Consider the following 23,315-nt stretch of genomic DNA (forward strand, 5'->3'; position numbering starts at 1 on the left):
TTCAAGGATATGGAGGAGTCATGGGGAAATCCCGGACAGCCAAAGCGTCCTTTCTAAAAAAGGTCTTCATCCTGACCCACTGCAGCGGCCTGGTGGCCGTGATGCTCTTTCCCCTCGTCGCCACACCCATCGTGGGGCCGGCCGCCCGCAGCCTCCCCTTCGTGATCAGCTGCCTGGCCATGGGCCTGGTCCTGGGCGTTTTCCTCTACCTCTTCATCCGGACGACCCTGAAGAGGCACCTGCGGCTGCAGCTCGAGGTCCTCAGCCCCCTCACCGGAGAAGGGGCCCTCAAGGATGAATCCTTCGAGGGGCTTCACGGAGCGCTCAGATCCTCGGTGAACCAGGTGCAGAACCTGGTCCAGGCCATCCTGTCCACCCTCGACCGGCAGGACCCCCACTTCGAAGTCCTCGCGTCCAACAGCAGCTACCTCTCCGAGCGCGCCCAGGAAGGCCTCGACGCCGCCCACCGAAGCAACCAGGACGTGAAGGCCATGGAGGAGAAACAGCAGGAGATCACCAACCAGATCGAGCTCCTCTCCAACCGCACCCAGGACGAGGCGGCCCTCTCCCGGCAGCTCTCGGCCTCCCTCGAGGAAATGGCCGGGGCGATGGACCACTCCACGGCCAAGTTCCTGGAGACCACCACCAGCGTCGATGAAATGGCCTCCAGCATCCTGGAGGTCGCGGCCCAAACCGACGAGATCGCCCGCTCGGTGGAGGGGACGACCCACGACCTGGACGCCATCGGCGATTCACTGGGCAAGATCCGCACCGGGGCTTCGGCCAGCGCCGAAGCCGCGGGAGGGGTGAAGCAGGACGCCGAAACCGGCCTGCAGGTGGTCCGCACCTCCATGGAGGAAATGGACCGCATCGAGCGGGAGAGCCGGAAGGCGACCGAGGCCATGCAGCGCCTCTCCCAGCAGACCGGGGAAGTGGTCAAGATCATCGAGGTCATCAAGGAGCTCGTCTCGGACACCGAGCTGCTGGCCTTCAACGCCGCCATCATCGCCGCCAAGGCCGGCGCGGAGGGAAAGGGCTTTTCGGTGGTCGCCGAGGAGATCCGCGACCTGGCCGACCGCACCACCACAAGCGCCCAGGACATCCATCGGATCGTGCAGGCCATCCGGGAGGACACCCGGGAGGTCACCGATGCCGTGGAGGGGACCGGGCAGCGCATCCAGCGGGGCAAGCAGCTCTCCCTCTCCACCGGGGAGGCCCTGGGCAAGATCGTGGAGAGCTCCAGCAGGGCCGCCGCCGCCTCAAGCGAAATCGCCGAGCTGACCGGCCTCGAAGGGGAGCGGGCCCGAACCCTCCTCAACGACGCGGGGCGCAGCCTGCGCTCGGTCAAGGCCATCGCCCGGGCCATGGTCGAACAGCAGAGCGCCATCACCCGCATTCAGGAGGGGGTCACCGAAATGAAGGGGGCCACCGACCAGATCGCCCGGGGCATGGAGGAGCAGGTCCGGGCCAACCGCGAGTTCGACAGGGGCCTGACCGAGCGGGAGAGCCAGATCCAGGCCATCAACGAGGTCACCCGTTTCCAGATGGCCACCTCCCAGAGGGTCTTCGCCCATTTCGCCACCTCCCAGAACCGGCTGACCACCAACACCCAAAAGGCCACCCTCCTCACCCGGGAAGTCGCCGCACTGGAGTCCCTGACCGGAACACTGCGCCAGCAGGCCGGAAAGTTCCACCGCGAGGAGACCCCGAAGACCTGAGACGATTGCTGAATATATGGAAATATAAATTTCCTTTTGCCACAACGCCGCCTCCCATGGTATAAAGAGCAGTCAGCGACTGCCGCCCCTTCGGGCGGAAAACCAAGGCGGTGCCATGAAGACGACATACACGACAGCCGGGACCTGCGCCCGTTTCATCGATATCGAACTGGATGGAGACCGGATCGAGGAGATCCGTTTCATCGGCGGCTGCACCGGCAACAGCCGGGGCGTGGCCGCACTGGCCAAGGGGATGCCGGTCACGGAAGTGATTGAGCGCCTGAAGGGAACGGTGTGCCGGGGGGCGACGAGCTGCCCCGACCAACTCGCCCGGGCCCTCGAGGAGATGCTTCTCAAGAAAGCCTCCTGACCCGCCGAAGACGACCCCCGAAGAATAGAAAAGACGCTGCCCGAATCATCCGGCAGCGTCTTTTTGCGTTTCACTCGGTGGCGGCCTGGTAGCTCATCGGTACCACCTGGCCGTTGGGAAGCAGGTCGTCGGGCGGTGAGAAACCGTGCAACAGGAGGTAGGCCCTCCTCTGGCAAGCTTCCCGTCTCGGCCCCCGGCAGTAGGCCTGAACGAAACCCCGGCAGGGAAGGTCGAGGGTCGCTTCGTGCTTGCGGAAGAAGCCGCACTGGGAAAGAAGCTCGCACTCCAGCATGTGCCCCCCCTTTCTTTTTCGGTTCTACGTTAAATAAATAGCCTCCTCCCCGTTTGTCAAGCCGACTTGTCGATATCGGGCGATTATCGCCTCACTCCCGGAGCAGACGGTCGACGATCTCCGCTGTCTCTGCGGTGATGCGCCGGCAGTTGGCCAGGTGGTCGCGGCTGTTCCACTTGAAGGGCCGGGAGAGGACCTTGCAGCAGGTCGCCGGGTGTCCCTCCCGAAACAGCTCCATCAGCCGGCCCGCCTTCTTGGGCTGCCCCGCCAGGCCGAGAGCCATCACCCCTCCGGCGAGGGCGCCGCAGAGGCAGCCGCTGTCGCCGATGCCGCCGCTGAAGGCCTTCGCCGCATCGATCAGGCTCTTGTCCTCGGTGCCGGTGGTGGCCTGCAGCACCGCCTGGGCGCAGTTGTTCCCTCCGTCGAAGAGCCCCCCCGCCCTCTCGCCCGCCCCCGCGTCCCGCGGCACTTCTCTTCTGCGCCTGAACCACCTGCCCGGCATCCGTTCTCCTTCGCTTTGACCTTTCTTCTCATGATAACCCAAACCCCGGGCAAAAGAAAACCGCCCACGATGGGGCGGCCTCTGGCGTCGGCGAATGGGGGAAAGAAGCGACTCAGCCCTCCCGGACCCCCAGCTTGCGCAGGATGGTCATCATGGGGCACCAGTCGGTGAAGGCGCTCTGGAACAGGTTGAACCCGACAAAGCCTGTGAAGAAGAGCCAGTAGGGGGAGTGGAAGTGGGCCAAAGCAACGCTGAGCATGACGACAAAGCCGGCGATCAGGCGCAGGTAGCGGTCGACGGTCATGACGTGAACCTCCTTGCGTGTTGTTCGGCCTTGCGGCCGTAGATAAGCCAGTATACCACGGGGATCACCACCAGGGTAAAGGCGGTCGAGGCGAAGACCCCGAAGATGATCGACCAGGCCAGCCCGGAGAAGATCGGATCGAGGGTGATAATCCAGTTGCCGAGCAGGGCCGCCCCGGCGGTGAGCAGGATCGGCCGCAGGCGCACCGCGCCGCTCTCGATGATCGCCTCCTTCAGCGGCACGCCGCGACGCAGGGCGTGGTGGATGAAATCGATGAGGATGATCGAGTTGCGCACCACGATCCCGGCCAGGGCGATCATCCCGATCATCGCCGTGGCGGTGAAGAAGACCGGGGTGTCGAAACCGCCCACCTGGCGGTTCATGACCAGGTTGAGCAGCCAGAAGCCGGGCATGATGCCGATCATGGTCAGGGGGATGGCGGCCATGATGATCAGGGGCATGACCGTGGAGCCGGTCTCGATCAGCAGCAGGATGAAAATGCCGACCATCGCGGCCCCGAAGGCGATGCCCAGGTCGCGGAAGACGTCGAGGGTGATCTGCCACTCCCCCTCGCCGCTCCAGACCACCCGCGTCCCCTCCGGCAGGGGGTTCTCGTCGAAGTGATTGGAGAGGTTGAGGATGGCGTTGACCGGGCTTTTGCCGGCCATCTCCCCGAAGACGTAGGTCACCCTCTCCAGGTTCTTGTGGAAGATGGTCGGCTCCAGCTGATCCTCCTCGAATCGCCCCAGCTCCGAGAGGCGGACCAGGCTGCCGCCGGCCCCCCGCAGGTGCAGGGATTCCAGGTCGGACAGGGAGGAGCGGCTCTCTCTCGGCAGGCGCAACAGGATATGGAGGGGATGGCGGTCCGATCCGACGTGAACCGTCCCCGCCCTCTCGCCCCCGAGGGCGACCGCCAGGGTCCGGGCAATCTCGGCGTCGGAGATTCCGGAGAGGGCCGCCTTCTCCCGGTCGGGGATGAAGTGCACCCGACGCTGGGGCGCCTCCACCACGTCGTCAACGTCGACGACCCGATCCTCGGCCGCCATCCGCTCCCGCACAAGCTTGCCCGCCGCGATCTGCTCGCTGTAGGCGACGCCGGGATCGGCGTAGACCTCGGCTGCCAGGGTGGAAATGACCGGCGGGCCCGGAGGGGCCTCGACGACCTTGAGATTGGCCCCGTATCTTTCGGCGATGCGGGCAAGGTCCCCCCGCAGGCGCAGGGTGATGGCGTGGCTCTGCTGGGCCCGCTCCTCCTTGTGCGCCAGGTTGACCCGGATGTCGGCCATGTTCGCCCCGCGGCGCATGTAGTAATGGCGCACCATGCCGTTGAAGTCCATGGCGCTCGCCGTGCCGACGTAGGCCTGGAAGTCGGTCACCTCGTTCACCGTAGCCAGGTAATCCTCCAGGGCCCGCACCGCGGCGTCGGTCTCCTCCAGGGTCGTCCCCTCGGGCATGTCGACAACGAGCTGGAATTCGTTCTTGTTGTCGAAGGGGAGCATCTTCATCGGCACGAGGTTCAGCGCGGGCATGGCCAACGAACCGAGAAGGAGCAGGAGCACCGCGCCGATCAGGAGCCACCCCTTGCGCCGGGAGTCGAGAAAGGGCTGAAGGATTCTCCGGTAGGTCCGGTAAACCCGTGTTTCCTCCAGTACGTACTCCTTCTCCTGCCGGCCGTACTGCCCCTTGAGTACGTGGTAGCTCATCCACGGAGTAACGGTGAAGGCGACCAGGAGCGACATGACCATGGTCAGGGGAACGTTGATCGCCATCGGCCGCATGTAGGGCCCCATCATCCCGGTGATAAAGAGCATCGGCAGAAAAGAGACGATGACCGCCAGGGTCGCCAGGATCACCGGGGGGCGCACCTCGTCCACGGCCGAGAGGACCGCGTCGCGGGGGGGCTCCTTCTTCATCTTGAAGTGCCGGTAGATGTTCTCCACGTCGACGATCGGGTCGTCGACGAGAAGGCCCAGGGCGAGGACCAGGGCGAAGAGGGTGACGCGGTTGATGGTATAGCCGAACCAGTAGTTCACCATCAGGGTGAGAGAGTAGATGATGGGGATGGAGACCGCGACGATGAGCGCCTCGCGCCATCCCAGGGCGAAAAGGATGAGAAGCAGAACGGTGACGACGGCGATCACAAGGTGTTTGAGGAGTTCGCTCACCTTGTGGTCGGCGGTCTCGCCGTAGTTGCGGGTGACCTCCACCCGGATGTTGTCGGGGATGATCGACCCCTCCATCTGCCGCACCCGCTCGATGACGTCCCGGGCCACGACGACGGCGTTGGTCCCCTTCTTCTTGGCCACGGCGACGTGCACCGCCTGGTACTCCCGACCGGCATCGGCCCCTTCTACACCGCTTGCGGGGCCGAAGCGCATGCGGGTGTAGGTCTCCGTCTCGGCCATGCCGTCGGCGACCCGGGCCACGTCTTTCAGGTAGACCGGAACCCCCTCCCGCACCCCCACGACCAGGGAGGCCACCTCCGAGGCGGAGCGGAAGAAGCTCCCCCCGTAGACGAGGGTCTCCCGGTTTCCCTGCTGGAAGGCGCCCCCCGGAATTTCCAGGTTCGCCCCCTGAAGGGCCCGCTCCAGGTCGAGAAGCCCCAGGCCGCGCGCGGCGAGCGCCGCCGGGTCGGCATCGACCCGCACCTGCCGGGGACGCCCCCCGATGACCGTGGTGACCGAGGTGTTCTTCACCGACTGCAGCCGGTCGACCACCTCCTCGGCCACCCGCCGCAGGTCGAAGTCGGAGGCCCCGTCGGAATAAAGGGACAGGTTGACGATCGGCACGTCGTCGACTTCGATCGGCTTGACGACCCATCCGGTGACCCCCGGAGGGACGATATCGGTGTGGGTGATGATCTTGTTGTGCACCTTGACCAGGGAGTCGATGCGGTCTTCTCCGACATAGAAGCGCACCGTCACCACCGCCAGGTCGGGGCGGGACATGGAATAGACGTACTCCACCCCGTCCACCTGCCAGAGGAGCTTCTCCAACCGGGTGGCCACCTGCTTCTCCACCTCCTCGGCGCTCGCCCCGGGCATGTGCACGTAGACGTCGGCGAGGGGGACCACGATCTGCGGCTCCTCCTCCCGGGGGGTCAGCAGCAGTGCGGCCGCCCCGGCGATCACCGAAAGGACGATCAGGATGGTCGAAAGGTTGCCGCCGAGGAACTTGTCGACAATCCGCGTCGGCAGGGAGTGTTTCCTGGCCGCCATCGCCTACCCCTCCACCCGGGCACCGCTGCGGGCCCGCTCCGTCCCGGAGACGACCACCGTCTCCCCGGCGGAGAGTCCCGAGAGAATCTCGACCAGGCCATCGCCACGGCGCCCGGTCTTCACCATCCGGTAGCGCAGCATCCCCTCCTCGACGACGTAAACACCCTGCAGCTGGCCGCGGTAGACGACCGCGCTATCGGCAACGAGGAGCATCGCCTTCCCTTCACCGGGGAGGAGCACCCTGGCGTAGAAACCTGCGGCCAGGCCCGGCTCAACCGGCAGGGCGACCTTGACCTGAAAGGAGCGGCTGGCAGGGTCTGCCACGGGAAGGACCTCGTCCACCGTCCCGGTCAACACCCTGCCGAGGGCGGGAACCTCCACCCGCAGGGTCGCCCCTCCGGGGATCTTGCCGAACAGGGATTCGGGCAGTTCGGCCCGGGCCACCATCGCCCCCTGCCGGTCGAGATGGAACAGGGGCGTTCCGGGCATCACCGTCGACCCCTCCTCTACTTTGCAGCGGGCCACGAGGGCGTCGTAGGGAGCCCTCACCCGGGTGTGGCTCCGGGCGACCCGGGCGCCATCCCGAAGGGCGATCAACCGCTGCAGCGCCGCATTCGCCACGGCGGTCGCCTGGCGGGCCATCTCCGCCTCGGCCGCGACCCGGTCCATTTCCTGTGGCGTCACCGCCTCCTGTTTCCGCAGGCGCAGAAAACGCTCCTCTGTCTGCTCCGCCAGGCGCTGCCCGGCCTGGGTCGCAGCGAGGCCGCTGCGGGCCTCGGCGACCGCCGCCTCGGCCCCGCGCAGCCGGTCGGCGGCCGCGGTGTCCTCGAGGCTCAGCAGAAGGTCGCCCTCCCGCACCACGTCTCCCTCCCGAACCGCGATGCGCCCGACCCGGCCGTCGATGCGGGCGGCCAGGACGCCCCGGTCCCGGCTCTCGATGGTGGCGACATAGGAGGAGGCGCCGTCCAGGGAGCCCTCGGCCACCGCAGCAAGGGTCAGTCCCGTGACAACGGCCCGCTCGGCGGTCGTGCGACCGGGCTCGATCTCGCCGCCGCAGGCGAAGAGCACCGCCGGGAGCAGAAACAGACAAATGACAAGGGAACGGTTCACGGTTGATCCTCCTGGTTGGCCAACAGGGTATGAACAAAGACGCCACCCTGGAAACCCGCGTTCCCCAGGGCGAGAATATAGCGGGCCTCGGCCTCCACCGCGTCGAGGCGGGCCCGGTCGAGGGCGGTCTGGACTCCCAGCAGATCGGCGAGGCCGGAGAGGCCCGCCTCGTAGCGCTGAAGGAGGAGGCGGTGGCCCTCATCGGCCTCGGAAACGGCCAACCGGGCCAGGGCCAGGCTGGCCCGGGCCTCCTCGGCCCGCATCCGGGCTTCCTCGGCCTGGTAGAGGGCCTGGCGTCGCGCCTCCAGGTGGCGGGATTCGGCGGCCCCCCTCAGGGCCGCGGCGCGGGCCAGCGCATGGGAGCGGCGCTGCCCGTCGAAGATGTCCCAGTGCAGCTGGGCCCGGACCGTCCAGCTGCCGACGTCGGTGCCGAAGGGAACGGCGGAATCGTGAAGGGAGTAGGATGCGCTCAGGCCGGCACGGGGAAGGTAGGCGGCACGGCTCTGGCGATGAGCGAGGCGGGCCTCCCCGGCCTCGGTGGCCAGGGCGGCGAGATCGCTGCGCGCCACGGCCTCCTCCCGGGCGGCCGATGCGAACAGCTCGAAACTCAAGGGGGCGGCGATGTCGACCACGCCTTCCGAACGTCCCATGGCCAGAGCGAGAGACCTTCGGGCCAGGTGCAGGTCGTTGGCCGCGGTCAGCGCGTATCGGTCGCTCTCGGACACCCGAACCCCGGCCCTCAGGGCGTCGGCCTTGAGACCCACCCCGGCCTCCTGGCGCTCCCGGGCGATGCGCAGGGTCTCGGCCGCCTCGCGCCGCGAGCTTTCGGCCCAGGCCAGGGCCGCCGACGCCCTCTGGACCTCGAGGTAGGCGCGGAAAGCGGCAAATGCGGCCTCCTCGCGGCTCCAGAGCGCCCCGTAACCGGCCGCCTCGGCCCCCTTCCGGGCACGCTTCAGATTCAGGGAGATGTCCGGGTCGTAAAGGGGCTGTTCGAGGGAGAGGCGGGTTTCGAAATCCCTGCGGGAGGGGGCGAAATTGTACCGCCCGGCATCCTGGCTCAGCTTCAGGTCTTCCTGGACCAGGGAGATATACATGCTCCAGGCCGGGTCGTCGGTCCAGAAGAGGTGCTCCGAGAGGCTCACGTTGGGCAGGTAGCGGCTGCGGGCCTCGCCCACCGCGGCCTTTGCGGCCACAGCCCGACCCTGAGCGGCCTGCACGAAGGGTCGGTTGGCGACCGCCTCGCGGAGCGCCTGCTGCAGGTCGACGGTTTCGGCAAGGGCGAATGGTGCGGACAGACACAAAAAAAGCGCGCTGATCAGGAAGGGCATGCGGTCGCCTCCTCTTAAATTCAATAATTCATATATTATACTAAACAGCATTCAATCGCAACCGCTTCTGTTCCATTAATTAATATACACCATCGCCATCCCCGCGCAACCCCGCCACGCCTTCCAAAGCCCTATTTTCCTTGACCCTCGGGGCCGCCCTGGGCTAGTCTGGGCACCGACTTGAAGCCAATGCCCGAACCCTTCCGCCCCTCCTGCGACGGGCCGGATACCGACCCCTGCGCGGGACCTTCCTCCCCGCCGCCCCCCAAGGAGGCCGTGACATGAAAAGATCGCTTCGCTCCCTCTGCCTGGCCGGCCTGCTGCTGGCCCTGCTAGTCGGTTCGCCCTCTCCCTCGGGCGCGGCCACCAACCTGACTTTCAGCATTTTCTTTCCCCCGACCCACGCTCAGGCCCAGGCGGCCCTCGACTTCGCCAAAGAGATCGAGAAACGGACCGGCGACACGGTGCGCGTCACCCCCTTTCCCGGCGGGACCCTGACCAAGGCGCCCCAGGTCTACGACGGCGTGGTGACCGGCATCACCGACCTGGGCAACTCCTGCTTCGCCTACACCCGCGGCCGCTTCCCCGTCACTGCCGCCCTCGATCTGCCGATGGGCTACCCCAGCGGCCAGGTCGCTTCCGAGGTCGCCAACGCCTTCGTCAAAGAGGTCGCGCCGGCCGAACTGAAGGACGTCAAGGTCCTCTACGTCCACGCCCACGGCCCCGGCCTGCTCCATACCAAAAAGCCGGTCCGGACCCTCGAAGACCTCAAGGGGATGAAGATTCGCGCCACCGGCCTCAGCGCCCAGGTCGTCGAGGCCCTCGGCGGCGTCCCCGTCGCCATGCCCCAGGGCGGGACCTACGAAGCCCTGCAGAAGGGGGTCGTCGAAGGGACCTTCGGCCCGATCGAAGCCCTCAAGGGGTGGAAGCAGGCCGAAGTCGTCAAATACACCACCGACTGCGTGAGCGTCGGCTACACCACCGCCATGTTCGTCGTGATGAACCGCGCCAAGTGGGACGCCCTGCCGGAGGAGACCAAGGCGATCATCGACCAGGTGAGCGCCGAGTGGTCTGCCGTCCACGGCCGGGCCTGGGACGCCGCCGATGCCGAAGNCCCTCTCCGCGGCCGAGAGCGCCCGCTGGCGCAAAGCGGTCGAACCGGTGATCCAGAACTTCATCGACCAGACCCCCGACGGCGCGACCTACGTGGAGAAGATCCGGGAGCTCATCGCCCGCTACTCCAAGTAGTCGCCGCCCCTTTTCCGTAGCCCCTTTCGCGCCGCGGGAGCGTCATCGCCTCCCGCGGCGTCCCTTTTGTGCGCCATGACCCTTCTTGACAAAATCGGCCGCCGCCTCGCATCCTCCCTCTTCGCCATCGCCGGGGGGGCGATCGTCGCCATGATGCTGCTGACCACAGCCGACGTGGTCCTGCGCTTCTTCCGCCACCCGATCCCCGGCACCTATGAGCTGGTCAGCTTCTTCGGCGCCATCGCCGTCGCCTTCGCCATGGCCCACACCTCCGTCGAGAAGGGGCACATCGCCGTCAGCGTCATCGTCGACCGTCTCCCCGCCCGGCTGCAGCACCTGACCGCCACCGTCACCGGCATCGCCGGGACCGGCTTCTTCGCCCTCCTCGCCTGGCAGATGGTCCTCTACGGGACGAGCCTGCGCGCCTCCGGCGAGGTCTCCTTGACCCTGCAGCTCCCCTTCTACCCCTTTATCTACGGCATCGGCCTTTCCGCCGCCGCCGTCGCCTTTATCCTCGCGACGGAAACCCTCTCCCACGCCCAGCGGATCTTCCACTCATGAGCCTGACTACCATCGGCATCATCGGCGTCGTCCTCCTCCTCGTCGGACTCTTCTCGCGCATGCCCGTCGGCTTCGTCATGGGGATCCTCGGCCTGGGCGGCTTCAGCTACGTCGTCAACTTCCAGGCCGGCTTGAGCCTCCTCGCCCGCGACGTCTGGGACGTCTTCTCCTCATACGGCCTGACGGTCATCCCCCTCTTCGTCTTCATGGGGCAGATCGCCTTCCAGTCGGGGATCAGCCGCCGCCTCTACCACGCCGCCTACGTCCTCATGGGGCATCGCCGCGGCGGTCTCGCCCTGGCGACGGTCGGCGCCTGCGCCGCCTTCGCCGCCATCTCCGGTTCGACCAACGCCACCGCCGCGACGATGGCGACGGTGACGGTCCCCGAGATGCGCCGCCGCCGCTACGACATGGGGCTGGCGACCGGAACCGTCGCCGCCGCCGGGAGCCTCGGCATTCTCATCCCGCCGAGCGTCATCTTCATCGTCTACGGCATCCTCACCGAGCAGTCGATCGGCAAGCTGTTCGCCGCCGGGGTCCTCCCCGGCCTTCTGCTGTGCACCCTCTTCTTCGCCACCATCCTCCTCCAGGTCCGGCTCCGCCCCGACCTCGCCCCGCCCGGCCCGCGCACCTCGCTGCGCCGAAAGGTCAAATCCTTCGCCGGGATCGTCGAGACCCTCTTCCTCTTCGCCCTCGTCATGGGGGGACTCTTCTTCGGCATCTTCACCCCGACCGAGGCGGCCGCAATCGGCGCCTTCCTCACCCTCGCCCTCGCCCTCTTCCGCCGCCAGCTGTCGTGGAAGGACTTTGTCCAGGCCCTCTCCGACACCACCCGCATCAGCTGCATGGTCATGGTCATCGTCACCGGCGCCCACCTCTTCGGCAAATTCATGGCGATCACCCGCATCCCCTTCGACCTCGCCTCCTATGTCGGCGGCCTCCCCCTGCCCTCCTACGCGATCATGGGTCTCATCATCCTCGTCTACCTCATCGGCGGCTGCTTCATGGACGCCCTGGCGATGATCATGCTCACCGTTCCGATCTTCTTCCCCGTCGCCCAGGCGCTTGGCTTCGACCCGATCTGGTTCGGCGTGGTCATCGTCCTCGTCACCGAGATGGGGGTCATCACCCCGCCGGTCGGGGTCAACGTCTACGTCGTCCACGGCATCGCCAAGGACGTCTCGCTCGAGACGATCTTCAAGGGGGTCGTCCCGATGCTCCTCGCCCTCCTGCTCTGCATCATCCTGCTCATGGTCTTTCCGCAGATCGCTCTCTTCCTGCCCAACCTGATGGGTTAACCCCCGGGACGAATCGATGCAAAAAGCTCCAGGAGGCACCGGCCCTCTGGAGCTTTTCAGGTTTTAAGAATCGTCTGGAGAGAAGGGCGGACCGGGGCGGGGCTTCACAGAAGCCCCTTCGCGCCCCCTAAACCCAGCACTTGTCGGCCAGGCTGCCGTCGGATTCGGATCGGGCCGCCTGCCGCCAGACGTGTCGAACCGCCTCGACGGCGTCGCGCACCCGCCCCTGTTTCCCCTTTCGGGCGAGCCAGACCAGGCTCAGGGGGACGAGAAGCCAGCAGCGCTCCCAGACGACCAGGCGCCCCGCCTCCGCGAGGGGCCGGGCCACGTCTTCCCGCAGCACCGCGAGCCCCTCGCCGGCCAGGGCCAGCTCCCGGACCGTGTTCTCGTCGGCGGCGCTGACCGCCGGGCGGGGGGAGACCCGGTGCTGCTCCATGTGATCGAGCAGGGCCGCGTAAAAAGGCGACTCGTCCCCCCCCAGACCCAGGGAAGGCTCGCGATCTCCTGCCAGCCGAGGGACTTCCCGACCGGGATGAGCGCCGGTGGGATCACCACGCAGGAACGGACCCGGGCCAGGCTCAGGTGCTCCACGTCGGCCTCGAAGCTCTCGCCGAAACAAAAACCGAGATCGACGCTCCCCTGGCGCAGCGCCGGAACGGCACCGGCCGTCGAGCAGGGAGAGAAGGCGACCTCGAGGTGAGCGTGAAGGAGGGCGAGACGCCGCTGCAGGTCGCTGACCCTCAGAAACCCGGGGTCGGCATGAAGACCGATGACCAGGGACTCGCCCCGTCCGCGATGCAGAGTGATCGCTTTCTGGCGCATCCGCTTGGCGGCCTGGAGGACCTCCTGGGCATGGGCCTGCAGGGTGCGCCCCCCCTCGGTCAGCACCATCCCCCGGGAGGTGCGCTGAAAGAGAACGACCCCGAGCTCCTCCTCCAGCAGCTTGAGCTGGCTGGAAAGGGCCGACTGGCTCAGGTTCAGGGCCTGGGCGGCCCGGGTCAGGTTGGACTCGCGGGCGATGGCCAGAAACGATTTGAGTTGGTAGAGTTCCAAGGTTCCCTTTCGTTCGATTTTATCGAACGCTTTCTGCGGAATTATTGATTAGATTTTTGGCCACCGATGACCTAAATTATCTTGACAGAATAAAGAAAACGTCGGCGACAGGCAAGGTTTTCCAGGCACTCCGGGGAATTTAGCCCGCCGCGGCACAAAAATAACGCTGATCTACGCAACAGAACGGTCATTGGCAGTATCGATTTCTCTAAGGCATTTCTTCGAAAGGGGTCCCTCAAATGCGCAAAATCATTCTTTCCCTGCTGGCGTTGTCTCTCGGCCTGACGATCATCGCGGGCGGTTCCGCCCTGGCCGCGGCCAAGGGCGATCCCCTCGCCGCCTGGAAGCCGGCCTTCGACCCGAGCGGGGCCGAGTACACCTACCTCCTGTCCAACGTCTCCCACCCGGTCATCGAGGGGGTCGGCTTCGGCTACCGGCTGCGCGATGCGGTCTGGGAAAAATCGAACGGCCGGCTCTACGTCGACTTCCGCCCCCTCTCCCAGCTCGGCGGCGAGAAGGACGTCATCAGGAAGCTCAAGATGGGCGCGATCCAGGGAATGATGAGTTCCTCGGTCGCCGCAGCCAACGTGGCGGACCGGCTCGGCATCGTCAACCTGCCGTACGTCGTCGACACCTTCGACAAGCTTGACACTTTCCGCAACGACCCTGAGCTGTGGCAGCCCTTCGCCAACGCCGCCAAGGACATCCAGGTGGTCGACATCACCGGCTACGGCCCCTACGGCTGGGCCACCACGACCCCGGTGCGCTCCCTCGAGGACGCCAAGACCGTCAACTTCCGCATCGCCCAGGCCCCGGTCAACACCGACTTCTACAAGGCCTGGGGCCTGAAGTTCACCGTCATGCCCTGGCCCGACGTCCCCCAGGCGCTGCAGACCGGGGTCATCACCGGCCTCGACCACACCGCCATCGTCTGCAACATCACCAAGAAGTTCACCGTGGCCAAGTACTTCACCGAGCTCGACTACGCCCAGGGGCTCTTCGTGCACCTGATGAACAAGCGCTGGCTCAACAAGCTGCCCGAAGACCTGCAGCAGATCCTGCTCGAGACCATCGCCGAGGAGAGCGCCAAGACCCGCGAACGGACCAAGGAGCAGCAGGCAAAGCAGATCGCCGCGGCCAAGGAGGCCGGCGTCGAGTTCATCATCCTGCCCGCCGCCGAAAAGGCGAAGCTGGCGGAGCTGGCGACCCCGATCTACGAGAAGTGGGGCGAGAAGATCGGCCAGGCCTACCTGGACAAGGTCCGCACCACCCTTGGCAAATAGCCCACGAACCTGTATAATCGCCAGAAATTGCGACCGGGGAGCATTTTTCTCCCCGGTCCTTTTTTGGAGCCGACCCGGTGGTCAAAAAAATATTTAAAACAATCGACCGCACCTTTCTCTTCGCCGAGGAATGGTCCCTCTTCGTCACTGTCTGCATCGCCCTGAGCGTGGCCATGGCCAACGTCGTCCTGCGCAAGTTCACCGCCGACATCAACCTGTACTGGTCCGACGAGGTGGTGCGCAAGACGATCTTCTTCTCCACCTACATCGGCTGCCTGACCGCGGTGCGAAGCCGCACCCTGATCCGCATCGACGCCGTCCCGCAGCTCTTCCCGATGCTCAAAAAGCCCCTCACCCTGATCAGCCACCTGGCGGTGCTCGTCTTCTCCGCCACCATGGTCTGGCTGGGCTGGCAGATGACGGCCCTCGTCTACCAGGACGAATACGCCCGCACCATCTCCCTGCAGATCCCCGAATGGATCTTCTACGCCGTGCTGCCGGTCATGGGGGCCATGATGTTCCTGCGCACCCTGATCGTCATGGTGGAAGACTGGCGCGGAGAGGGAGGGGAGTAGCCGTGGAGACGAACTACCTTCTCATCCTCGCCATCCTCATCGGATCGATGGCCGCCACCGTGCCGGTCTTCATGGCCCTCTTCTTCACCGGCACCGTCGGCCTGGTGTGGATGGTCGGCATCGACCCGATGATCGTCATCGAGGTCCTCTACCGCTCGATGGACAAGTTCGCCCTCGTCGTCGTCCTCTTCTTCGTCCTGTGCGGCAACATCATGACGACCGGGAGCATCGTTCAGAAGCTGATCAAGGCGGCCAACGCCCTGGTCGGCTTTCTGCCCGGCGGGCTCGCGATGGCGGGCATCCTCGCCTGCGGCTTCTTCGGCGCCATCTCCGGCTCCACCGTCGCCACCGTCGTCGCCATCGGCGGCTTCATGATACCGGCCCTGATCGAGAACGGCTACGACGAGAGCTTCTCCGTCGGCATCATGACCACGGCGCCGATCCTCGGGGTCATCATCCCCCCGTCGATCGCGATGATCCTCTACGCCATGGTCTCCAACGACCCGCTGGAGGCGCTCTTTCTCACCGGGTTCATCCCCGGCATCCTGATCATTTTCGCCATTAGCGCCTACGCCTATTTCGTCTGCAAGCGCCAGGGGCTCAAGACCAAGCCCCGCCCCCAGGCCAGCGAGCTCTTCGCGGTCCTTCGGGAGAGCGCCTGGGCTCTCTTTCTGCCGGTGCTGATCTTCGGCGGCATCTACTCGGGGCTCTTCACCGCCAACGAGGCGGCGGTGGTGGCCTGCTTCTACGCTTTCTTCGTCGAGATCTTCATCCACAAGGACATGAAGCTGCGGGACGTGAAGAAAGTCGTCGTCTCCTCGGCGGCGACCTCGGCGACCCTGCTGATCATCGTCGCCGGGGCCTCGGTCTTCGGCGAGTACCTGACCTTCGAGCAGATCCCCGACAAGATCGCCACCGCGGTCGTCGAGAGCATCCAGACCCCCTGGGTCTTCCTGCTGGCGGTCAACATCCTGCTGCTGATCATCGGCATGTTCATGGACATCATCTCCGCCACCCTGATCCTGACGCCGATCTTCCTCCCCCTGCTCTCCAAGTTCGGCATCGACACCATGCACTTCGGCCTGCTCATGACCATCAACCTCGGCATCGGCTACTGCACGCCGCCGCTCGGGGTCAGCCTCTATATCTCCGGGGCGGCGGTCAACCGCAACCTCCTCTTCGTCTCCCGCGCGGTCATCCCCTTTCTCCTCATCCAGATCGCCATTCTCATGGTCCTGACCTTCTGGCCCGACCTCGTGCTGTTCCTGCCGCGCCTCGTCTACGGCGGATAACGACATCAACCGAAACCGGATTGACGGAGAACGCGATGCAACCGAAGATTCTGGTCCCCGTTGACCTCTCGGAGACGACCGAAAAGACCCTGCAGGCCCTTATCGCCCAGAGAGAACGCTTTCCCTGCCGGCTGACCCTGCTGCACGTGATCAACACCGACAATCTGACCTACAAGATGATTCCCGACTTCCAGGTGGCGATGATCCGGGAACACGCCCGCAAGGCCGGAGAGCAGCTGCTGGAAACCCACCGGGCGCTCCTCGCCGGAGCGGGGATGGACGTCGAAGGGCGGCTCGAATTCGGCTCGCCCCGCGAGGTCATCCCCCGCATCGCCAACGACGAGCCGTACCAGCTCCTCGTCATCGGCCGCAAGCGCACCGGCGAGATCCGCGACGTCCTCTTCGGCTCGGTCTCCAACCACGTCCTGCACCACGTAAGCTGCCCGGTCCTGCTGATCTGAGCCGAACTTTAACAATTAGAGACGAGAACGGCCCGCCCCGGAACAGGGGTGGGCCGTTCTCGTTTTACAGGGGTTGCGGGAATGAACATATCCGAAGGCCCGAGGGGGGAGGCGGCAATGGATTGAGACAGCCAGCGAGACGATCCCCTGGTCTGGCCGCCCCGCTCAAGTGCCCAACGACCCCCTACCCGCCCTGATAATCCTCGCACGCAGCGAGGTCCCGCCTTGACATTAGAGAAGTGCGGAGGTAGGTTCGACTTTATATGGTTTTAATGATTGTGTTGACCGGGGGGACGGTGTGAGGGCAGGTGGGGCCATTGGCGACGCAAGATTCCGTTCCCCACAAGGGGCACCTTAACCCCTGAGCGCCCCCGCTGTATAGCATCGGAAAAACGTTGGGCAAGGGGAATTTTCTGATCTCATCCCTCTGAAAAGAAGCTCTCTGGCAGGGTCAATTCAGTGCAATTTCGGCACCTTGGGGGTCATGGCCATTTTCAACAAACACCCCGCCGATAAAGAGACATTGAGCCGTGCTATGCCGCATGCCGCATAGCATCAATATTTTTATTGCAATCTATTTAACTGTTAAGCGAAATGAAAATAGACCTTTCAAAATATCCGGACAGGAAATTTATAAAACGGATCAATAATCCTAAATACGCAGGGTGGCAATTTTCATTCGAAAGAAAAATACTTAAAGAATCCAAGTTTTTTAATGACAGGAAGATTGGTTCAATTGATGGGGCCTATGAGGCGGCCGTAAAGTATAGAAATGAATTTCTCGAAGCAGCCGGTGAACTTGGGGTGCTTAATGAGGCATCTCATCCGAGAAAATCAATTCCATTAGTTCTAAAAATATCCCCAAGAAACACCTCAGGTATTGTTGGCGTCGGTCGTACTTCAAGAGAAAGACGAGAGGGAAGAAAAAGGGAAGAGACCTGGCAGGCTAACTACCAAGACGAAAAAGGGAAAAACAAACAAGAGCAGTTTTCGATATCCCACTATGGTGAGAAAATGGCCTTGTTTAAAGCTGTTGAATTTCGTAGAGATTTCGTAAGGAACGTTTTTGAAACTCTCATTGAAGAGAATGATAAGGCATACGTCAAGCCACACATTGAAGAACTTAGTGACATTCTTGGGTATTTATCTGAACTTGAGGATGATTCTGACGTTTTCTTTCTTCTTAGCACCATAAATAACCCGTTAATAAAAAACACACAAAAACAAGACATACTAAATATAAGAATAGGGCAAAGGAGATTTAGGCGGTTAGTCCTTGACTACTGGGGACATAAGTGTGTCATTACAAAGAGCAAGTATTTTTTAACAGCTGGGCATATAAAACCCTGGAAAGATGCTAACAACACAGAAAGGCTTGATGTCTTCAATGGGCTTGTGTTGTCTCCAGTTTTTGACAAAGCCTTCGATAATGGTTTTATCACCTTTGACAAACTAGGAAAAGTAATTGTTTCTAAAGAGCTCAAAGAAGAAGCGCAACTTTTAGGGATTAACGGTGAAGAAATAATATCAGGTCTTAATTTTCAACATCAAAAATATCTTGAATATCACAGAGTCAATATCTTTAAAGGCTAAAAAATCGCTTAACAATAGGGCGAACTCGCTGTTGAAATATGGGCGGTTTGCGAAAATGTCTCTACTAGTTTGAGTCGGCACGACGCAGACGGTTACCCAAAACGTTAATGTTCTAATCGGAGCCATGTGTATTGTTTGATAATATCAATATTGATAAATACTCTTTTGAAGAGATTCCTCTAGATAGAGACTGCTTTCTTATGAGCGAAGTTTATATGAAGGAATTTGATGATGCGCTTGAAAAAATGCTTCAAAGGGAAGAGTGCAACCCGTACGAAGTTGGCTATGTAAGCCCGGTTGCTGTCAGAGAAATCAATGATAACTCTTTAGAGCTTTCTTGGTATGCAAATACGCATACGAGGTTTCACGAAGTTTCAATTACCCTACCAAGGGGAAAATTTAAGATATGTGTATATTGTTGGCAGTACGATATTAAACCATATATTTTCGTAGATCATGAATGGCTAGAACATCTTCATTTACGAGAATACTCTGTATTTGCATTAGTTGATGCTATAGGGGTTAAAGATGCAATTAAGAACAACATCCTCAGTAAAGAAAAACTAATAGAGCTGAGAGATAGGATTGATGCGCTAGCGAAAACTCAGCAGCAAGTATCTTTTATCTCATTCGCTGATAGCCTGCTACTTAAAAGCAACTGGGATGTTGGTTATTTCAAAAAAGGCATTCAATGTTCATATAGCCCAGAAAAGATACTATTTGTTATTAAAGAGCTTGATCATATTTATCAAGAAGTCTTAGGGTTAAATATTTACGCAGTTCTTACGCAGGGTAGCAACGAGTACTATGGCGAATCATTGCTTCACATCTCTGGAACATCAAATCATATATGCTTAAATAGCTTGGGAGTTCCGTTTGCAGAGCTACTAGCAATAGAAAATGCAGCAAAGAAGGCCATAAAGTCTGGCGAGCACTCCCCTATGCAGCTATATCTTGATGAGCAATTTTATCATTCATTAAATTTTAAATACGAATTCAATAAAAATGATAAACCCAAAAATACATATTCAGCCATAATGAAATCACATCAGCCGAACTATTTTTATACTAGCTGCGATGTTCTGATTAATAATTTAGATGAGATAGAATAAAAACATTAACAAGGCACTCCAACTGACGCCGAAAAGTTGCGCGGCCGAGCTATAACGTTAGGCATTAAAAATAATAATGGAAACAGAAATTGCATTAAATGATTTTGCGACAAGAAGCTTTCGGGATATGGCAGATCAAGATTATATAGCTGCTCGCCTATCATATCGCCATGGATTGTATTCACAATTCCACTGGCAATCACTACAGGCAATTGAGAAATATCTCAAAGCAATACTTCTCTATAACCGAATTAAGGCTACTGACATTAATCATGACCTCGACCGTGCAATTAAGCATACAAATAAACTTCCATTCGAAATATGCCGTAGTGAATCCACCAATAATTTCATTACGCATCTGTCTAAATTCGGTCGCTTCAGATACCTTGAATCATCATATTATATCCATGGCCCGAAACTTGTAGAGCTAGATAAGGCAGTTTGGGAGGTAAGGCGTTATTGTAGTGTCATAAACTACGACCTTAAACTACCCGACGGCAAAATGAAAAACATGCTAGACTTGGAAATTGAAAAAATAAGGAATAGTGAAAAAAATCCACCACATAATTTTAAAATATTTGGCGGGTTCCTAGAGAAAACCGTAGAGAACTCTGAGCACGTATCTAGGAGTGCCCTTATTTGGCAAAATGCATTTTTCGGAAAAGTTACTCGTAACACAGTAAGGGTGCCAACACCTATGCACGCTGTTAATTCACCACTTACTCTTCGTCCTGAAATTTTGGAAGAAGTTGTAAAGTTTGTTTTCCTGCCGAAAGAAGTTGTAGTGGCATACCGTGAAGCGGCAAGAAAAAAAGAAAAAAATGCCTAACAATGCAACGGACGAAAAAGGACCGCCCCCCGGCAAAGTAGACATCTTGCCCTGCCTGAGCGCCGCCTAAGTGCCAGAAGCAGGCCCCCCTTCCCTGGAGAACCAACCGCCATGGAATACACACGACCAGAACCCGGATTTCCCCTACGGAACGCAGCGCCTCGGTCGGCTGACGACAACCCCGCCGGAGCCCTTTATCAGCGCCTGCTGCAATGGGTGAGCGAATTCGACAAATCTTTGGACGAGGAGTACGAGGTTGGAGTGCGCTGGGCGACACCGGGGCAGAGCATCTCGTTTCATCTGGCAGGGATAGGCTATTGCAACCCTGCGCTGCTGCGGTTTGTCGGAGCGACCGACGAGGGAGAGTCCGTCGAATTGATCCAGCATGTTTCGCAGGTGAACCTGATGCTGGTAAAGATGCGGCGACTCGATCCCGACCAGGCCAAGTCGACCTTTGGCCTCGGGTCCGGCTGGTAGCCCGGAACGCGGCAGAGGTCCCCCTGCGGACGGGCCTATGTGCACGACCCCGGGCGCCATCGAAGGCGCCCGGGGTCGTCCGGCATCCAGGACACTTTCGGGTGCGTTTGTATTCTTTCCTCTCGCCGGTGACAAATAGAAAAAGGCCACCCGTTTCAAGGTGGCCTTTTTCGTTGAGATTACAGGGCCTCTTAAGCGTCCCTGTCAATAATATGCCCTCGCGTTTTTGCCAGGATCAGGCGAGGTCGAAGCGGTCAAGGTTCATGACCTTGTTCCAGGCGGCGACAAAATCGTTCAGGAACAGCTCCTGGGAGTCCTCGCAACCATAGACTTCGGCGACGGCCCGAAGCAGGGAGTTCGAGCCGAAAATCAGGTCGATGCGGCTGCCGGTCCACTTGAGTTTGCCGGTGGCCCGGTCGCGACCCTCGAAAACGTCGTCGGCGTCCGAGGCCGCCTTCCAGGTGGTGCCCATGTCGAGCAGGTTGACGAAGAAGTCATTGGTCAGCGTCTCTGGCCGCTTGGTGAAGACGCCGTGCTGGGACTGCCCGAAGTTGGTATTCAAGACGCGCAGGCCGCCCACCAGAACCGTCATCTCCGGAGCGGTCAGCGTCAGCAACTGCGCCCGGTCAATCAGCAGCTCCTCGGCCGATACGCTGTACTTGGTTTTGAGGTAGTTGCGAAAGCCGTCCGCAGCCGGTTCGAGTGGGGCGAATGACCCCACGTCGGTTTGCTCCTGCGACGCATCGGTGCGTCCCGGCGTGAAGGGAACGGTCAGATCATGACCGGCATTTTTCGCCGCCTGCTCGACACCTGCGCAACCGCCCAGAACAATCACGTCGGCGAGCGAAACCATCTTGTCGCCTGACTGCGCGCTGTTGAAATCCTTTTGAATTTCCTCAAGGGCCTGCAGCACAGTCGCCAGTTGGGCAGGCTGGTTAACCTCCCACCCCTTCTGCGGAGCGAGACGGATGCGCGCCCCGTTTGCCCCGCCGCGCTTATCGGAGCCGCGGAAGGTGGACGCCGACGCCCAGGCCGTCGAGACCAGTTGGGAGACCGACAGCCCCGAGGCGAGGATCTTGCCCTTGAGGGCGGCGATGTCCTGCTGGTCAATCAATGCATGAGTGACCGCGGGGACGGGGTCCTGCCACAGGAGCTCTTCTGCAGGCACTTCCGCGCCGAGGTAACGCGCACGCGGACCCATGTCGCGGTGGGTCAGCTTGAACCAGGCGCGGGCGAAGGCGTCGGCGAATTCCTCGGGATTCTCCAGGTAGCGCCGCGAGATCGGCTCGTAGGTCGGGTCGAAGCGAAGGGAGAGGTCCGCCGTGGTCATCATCGGCCGGTGCTTCTTGGACGGGTCGTGCGCGTCGACCACCATGTCCTCTTCGTCCACGTCCTTGGCCAGCCACTGATGCGCGCCGGCCGGGCTCTTGACCAGCTCCCACTCGTATTTGAACAACACCTTCAGGTAGCCCATGTCCCACTTGATCGGGTTCGGCTTCCAGGCGCCCTCGATGCCGCTGCTGATCGTATCGCCGCCCTTGCCGCTGCCGAAGCTGCTCTTCCAGCCGAGGCCCTGCTCCGCAATGCCGGCGCCTTCCGGTTCGGGACCGACATGGGCCGCATCGCCGGCGCCATGGCATTTGCCGAAGGTGTGCCCGCCGGCGACCAGGGCGACGGTCTCTTCGTCGTTCATCGCCATGCGCGCGAAGGTCACCCGAACGTCGAGGCCCGAGGCGACCGGATCCGGTTCGCCGTTCGGCCCTTCCGGGTTCACGTAGATCAGGCCCATCTGCACGGCGGCGAGAGGATTGTCGAGTTCCCTGTCGCCTTTATAGCGAGTGTCCCCCAACCACTCGTCCTCGGAGCCCCAGTAGATATCCTCTTCCGGCTCCCAGACGTCTACGCGCCCGCCGGCGAAACCGAAGGTCTTGAAGCCCATCGACTCCAGAGCGCAGTTGCCGGCGAGGATCATCAGGTCGGCCCAGGAGATCTTCTTGCCGTATTTCTGCTTGATCGGCCACAGCAGACGGCGCGCCTTGTCGAGGTTCACGTTGTCCGGCCAGCTGTTGAGCGGGGCGAGACGCTGGTTGCCGGTCCCCGCACCGCCGCGGCCGTCGCCGGTGCGGTAGGTGCCGGCGCTGTGCCACGCCATGCGGATGAAGAGCCCGCCGTAGTGACCGTAGTCGGCCGGCCACCAGTCCTGCGAGTCGGTCATCAGCTCGACGAGATCCTGTTTCAGGGCGTCAAGGTCGAGGCTCTTAAACTCCTCAGCGTAGTTGAACGCCTCGCCCATCGGGTTGGACAGGGAGGAATGCTGGTGCAGGATATGAAGGTTAAACCGGTTCGGCCACCAGTCCCGGTTTGACGTGCCGCCGCCGGCTGTTTGTTTGCTCGTTCTGCCGGTGACCGGGCACTTGCTTTCGTCATTCATAACATTGCCTCCTTCTTCTCTATGCGCGTATTTATTGAACCGCTATGAGTAGAACTTAAAGGCTCATTCTATCGTATGAATCGAAACATTCTAGCAACATCCGCAGATTTGGGACTCTTCACCGATTTCAATTTTCGGGACAGATTCGACTCAAGGGACCGAACCCGGGACCCTGCCATCCACAAAGCGGCAACCCGGTCATCGGCCGGGACGACCACCGGAGCGTTGCTTACAGCCCCTGGTCCCGGCGATGCCGCCAG

Annotated in this window: 21 protein-coding genes and 1 pseudogene; 13 read left to right on the plus strand and 9 right to left on the minus strand. The window is 61.5% G+C overall.

Translation table 11 applies throughout. The features are described from left to right. Window positions 1-20 precede the first annotated feature (20 nt). Together C0617_RS13790 and C0617_RS13795 are read left to right on the plus strand one after the other, a co-directional pair. Window positions 21-1,718: a methyl-accepting chemotaxis protein gene (locus tag C0617_RS13790; RefSeq protein WP_291317619.1), complete on the plus strand. Its 1,698-nt coding sequence runs from the start codon at window positions 21-23 to the stop codon at window positions 1,716-1,718. 115 nt (window positions 1,719-1,833) lie between these two features. Next, a complete protein-coding gene (locus tag C0617_RS13795; RefSeq protein ID WP_291317620.1) occupies window positions 1,834-2,088 on the plus strand; it encodes a TIGR03905 family TSCPD domain-containing protein in 255 nt (84 codons plus the stop codon). 70 nt (window positions 2,089-2,158) lie between these two features. On the opposite strand, the gene C0617_RS13800 is transcribed toward C0617_RS13795, so the two are convergent. From C0617_RS13800 to C0617_RS13825, 6 genes are all read right to left on the minus strand, one after another. Beyond that, on the minus strand, window positions 2,159-2,380 hold the full coding sequence (locus C0617_RS13800; RefSeq protein ID WP_291317621.1) for a hypothetical protein: 222 nt from the start codon (window positions 2,378-2,380) through the stop codon (window positions 2,159-2,161). 91 nt (window positions 2,381-2,471) lie between these two features. Beyond that, window positions 2,472-2,882, minus strand: coding sequence for a C-GCAxxG-C-C family protein (locus tag C0617_RS13805; protein WP_291317622.1), 411 nt, complete (start codon window positions 2,880-2,882; stop codon window positions 2,472-2,474). A gap of 112 nt (window positions 2,883-2,994) precedes the next feature. Then, entirely contained in the window at window positions 2,995-3,186 is a 192-nt protein-coding gene (locus tag C0617_RS13810; protein ID WP_291317623.1) for a DUF2892 domain-containing protein, read from the minus strand. Next, entirely contained in the window at window positions 3,183-6,404 is a 3,222-nt protein-coding gene (locus C0617_RS13815) for an efflux RND transporter permease subunit (RefSeq protein ID WP_291317624.1), read from the minus strand. Before C0617_RS13815 ends, C0617_RS13810 begins: the two co-directional genes overlap by 4 nt. 3 nt (window positions 6,405-6,407) lie before the next feature. Beyond that, on the minus strand, window positions 6,408-7,514 hold the full coding sequence (locus C0617_RS13820) for an efflux RND transporter periplasmic adaptor subunit (RefSeq protein ID WP_291317625.1): 1,107 nt from the start codon (window positions 7,512-7,514) through the stop codon (window positions 6,408-6,410). Then, a complete protein-coding gene (locus C0617_RS13825) occupies window positions 7,511-8,842 on the minus strand; it encodes a TolC family protein (protein ID WP_291317626.1) in 1,332 nt (443 codons plus the stop codon). Before C0617_RS13825 ends, C0617_RS13820 begins: the two co-directional genes overlap by 4 nt. A 281-nt stretch (window positions 8,843-9,123) precedes the next feature. Here C0617_RS13825 and C0617_RS17200 point away from each other — a divergent pair. The 3 genes from C0617_RS17200 to C0617_RS13835 all read left to right on the plus strand — a co-directional run. Next, the coding region (locus C0617_RS17200; RefSeq protein ID WP_365889346.1) for a TRAP transporter substrate-binding protein at window positions 9,124-9,955 on the plus strand (832 nt) is incomplete at its 3' end. A 210-nt stretch (window positions 9,956-10,165) separates the two neighbouring features. After that, window positions 10,166-10,651 carry a TRAP transporter small permease gene (locus tag C0617_RS13830; protein ID WP_291317627.1) on the plus strand — a complete coding sequence of 162 codons (486 nt, stop codon included), beginning with the start codon at window positions 10,166-10,168 and terminating at the stop codon, window positions 10,649-10,651. Beyond that, a complete protein-coding gene (locus C0617_RS13835; protein ID WP_291317628.1) occupies window positions 10,648-11,949 on the plus strand; it encodes a TRAP transporter large permease in 1,302 nt (433 codons plus the stop codon). The genes C0617_RS13830 and C0617_RS13835 overlap by 4 nt, the downstream gene beginning before the upstream one ends. Window positions 11,950-12,076: 127 nt before the next feature. On the opposite strand, the gene C0617_RS13840 is transcribed toward C0617_RS13835, so the two are convergent. Then, complete coding sequence (locus tag C0617_RS13840; protein WP_291317629.1) at window positions 12,077-12,385, minus strand: LysR substrate-binding domain-containing protein; 309 nt, start codon at window positions 12,383-12,385, stop codon at window positions 12,077-12,079. A 44-nt stretch (window positions 12,386-12,429) separates the two neighbouring features. Further along, window positions 12,430-13,002: pseudogene (locus C0617_RS13845) on the minus strand (LysR family transcriptional regulator); the annotation flags it as partial. A 239-nt stretch (window positions 13,003-13,241) separates the two neighbouring features. On the opposite strand from C0617_RS13845, the gene C0617_RS13850 reads away from it, so the two are divergent. The 8 genes from C0617_RS13850 to C0617_RS13885 all read left to right on the plus strand — a co-directional run bounded on the left by C0617_RS13850 (window position 13,242) and on the right by C0617_RS13885 (window position 20,624). After that, window positions 13,242-14,285, plus strand: coding sequence for a TRAP transporter substrate-binding protein (locus tag C0617_RS13850; RefSeq protein WP_291317630.1), 1,044 nt, complete (start codon window positions 13,242-13,244; stop codon window positions 14,283-14,285). Window positions 14,286-14,362: 77 nt separating this feature from the next. Beyond that, window positions 14,363-14,860, plus strand: a complete 498-nt coding sequence (locus C0617_RS13855; protein WP_291317631.1) for a TRAP transporter small permease — start codon at window positions 14,363-14,365, stop codon at window positions 14,858-14,860. A gap of 2 nt (window positions 14,861-14,862) precedes the next feature. Beyond that, window positions 14,863-16,152 carry a TRAP transporter large permease gene (locus tag C0617_RS13860; RefSeq protein ID WP_291317632.1) on the plus strand — a complete coding sequence of 430 codons (1,290 nt, stop codon included), beginning with the start codon at window positions 14,863-14,865 and terminating at the stop codon, window positions 16,150-16,152. Window positions 16,153-16,187: 35 nt separating this feature from the next. Continuing rightward, window positions 16,188-16,613: a universal stress protein gene (locus C0617_RS13865; RefSeq protein ID WP_291317633.1), complete on the plus strand. Its 426-nt coding sequence runs from the start codon at window positions 16,188-16,190 to the stop codon at window positions 16,611-16,613. Window positions 16,614-17,207: 594 nt separating this feature from the next. After that, window positions 17,208-18,206 carry an HNH endonuclease gene (locus C0617_RS13870; RefSeq protein ID WP_291317634.1) on the plus strand — a complete coding sequence of 333 codons (999 nt, stop codon included), beginning with the start codon at window positions 17,208-17,210 and terminating at the stop codon, window positions 18,204-18,206. Window positions 18,207-18,337: 131 nt separating this feature from the next. After that, window positions 18,338-19,318 carry a hypothetical protein gene (locus tag C0617_RS13875; protein WP_291317635.1) on the plus strand — a complete coding sequence of 327 codons (981 nt, stop codon included), beginning with the start codon at window positions 18,338-18,340 and terminating at the stop codon, window positions 19,316-19,318. Between the two features lie 76 nt (window positions 19,319-19,394). Beyond that, window positions 19,395-20,147 (plus strand): HEPN domain-containing protein, encoded by a 753-nt coding sequence (locus C0617_RS13880; protein WP_291317636.1) that lies wholly within the window; start codon window positions 19,395-19,397, stop codon window positions 20,145-20,147. Between the two features lie 111 nt (window positions 20,148-20,258). Further along, entirely contained in the window at window positions 20,259-20,624 is a 366-nt protein-coding gene (locus C0617_RS13885) for a DUF6173 family protein (protein ID WP_291317637.1), read from the plus strand. A 235-nt stretch (window positions 20,625-20,859) separates the two neighbouring features. On the opposite strand, the gene katG is transcribed toward C0617_RS13885, so the two are convergent. Further along, window positions 20,860-23,055 carry a catalase/peroxidase HPI gene (gene katG, locus C0617_RS13890; RefSeq protein WP_291317638.1) on the minus strand — a complete coding sequence of 732 codons (2,196 nt, stop codon included), beginning with the start codon at window positions 23,053-23,055 and terminating at the stop codon, window positions 20,860-20,862. Window positions 23,056-23,315 lie beyond the last annotated feature (260 nt).

Origin of the sequence: Desulfuromonas sp. (assembly GCF_002868845.1) — a bacterium.
Taxonomy (GTDB): Bacteria; Desulfobacterota; Desulfuromonadia; order Desulfuromonadales; family BM501; genus BM501.

Bases quoted from the DNA above. Each gene is read 5' to 3' on its own strand.
- C0617_RS13790 (WP_291317619.1), top strand. From the start codon at position 21: ATGGGGAAATCCCGGACAGCCAAAGCGTCCTTTCTAAAAAAGGTCTTC.
- C0617_RS13795 (WP_291317620.1), top strand. From the start codon at position 1,834: ATGAAGACGACATACACGACAGCCGGGACCTGCGCCCGTTTCATCGAT.
- C0617_RS13800 (WP_291317621.1), bottom strand. From the start codon at position 2,380: ATGCTGGAGTGCGAGCTTCTTTCCCAGTGCGGCTTCTTCCGCAAGCAC.
- C0617_RS13805 (WP_291317622.1), bottom strand. From the start codon at position 2,882: ATGCCGGGCAGGTGGTTCAGGCGCAGAAGAGAAGTGCCGCGGGACGCG.
- C0617_RS13810 (WP_291317623.1), bottom strand. From the start codon at position 3,186: ATGACCGTCGACCGCTACCTGCGCCTGATCGCCGGCTTTGTCGTCATG.
- C0617_RS13815 (WP_291317624.1), bottom strand. From the start codon at position 6,404: ATGGCGGCCAGGAAACACTCCCTGCCGACGCGGATTGTCGACAAGTTC.
- C0617_RS13825 (WP_291317626.1), bottom strand. From the start codon at position 8,842: ATGCCCTTCCTGATCAGCGCGCTTTTTTTGTGTCTGTCCGCACCATTC.
- C0617_RS13830 (WP_291317627.1), top strand. From the start codon at position 10,166: ATGACCCTTCTTGACAAAATCGGCCGCCGCCTCGCATCCTCCCTCTTC.
- C0617_RS13835 (WP_291317628.1), top strand. From the start codon at position 10,648: ATGAGCCTGACTACCATCGGCATCATCGGCGTCGTCCTCCTCCTCGTC.
- C0617_RS13840 (WP_291317629.1), bottom strand. From the start codon at position 12,385: ATGGAGCAGCACCGGGTCTCCCCCCGCCCGGCGGTCAGCGCCGCCGAC.
- C0617_RS13850 (WP_291317630.1), top strand. From the start codon at position 13,242: ATGCGCAAAATCATTCTTTCCCTGCTGGCGTTGTCTCTCGGCCTGACG.
- C0617_RS13865 (WP_291317633.1), top strand. From the start codon at position 16,188: ATGCAACCGAAGATTCTGGTCCCCGTTGACCTCTCGGAGACGACCGAA.
- C0617_RS13870 (WP_291317634.1), top strand. From the start codon at position 17,208: ATGAAAATAGACCTTTCAAAATATCCGGACAGGAAATTTATAAAACGG.
- C0617_RS13880 (WP_291317636.1), top strand. From the start codon at position 19,395: ATGGAAACAGAAATTGCATTAAATGATTTTGCGACAAGAAGCTTTCGG.
- C0617_RS13885 (WP_291317637.1), top strand. From the start codon at position 20,259: ATGGAATACACACGACCAGAACCCGGATTTCCCCTACGGAACGCAGCG.
- katG (WP_291317638.1), bottom strand. From the start codon at position 23,055: ATGAATGACGAAAGCAAGTGCCCGGTCACCGGCAGAACGAGCAAACAA.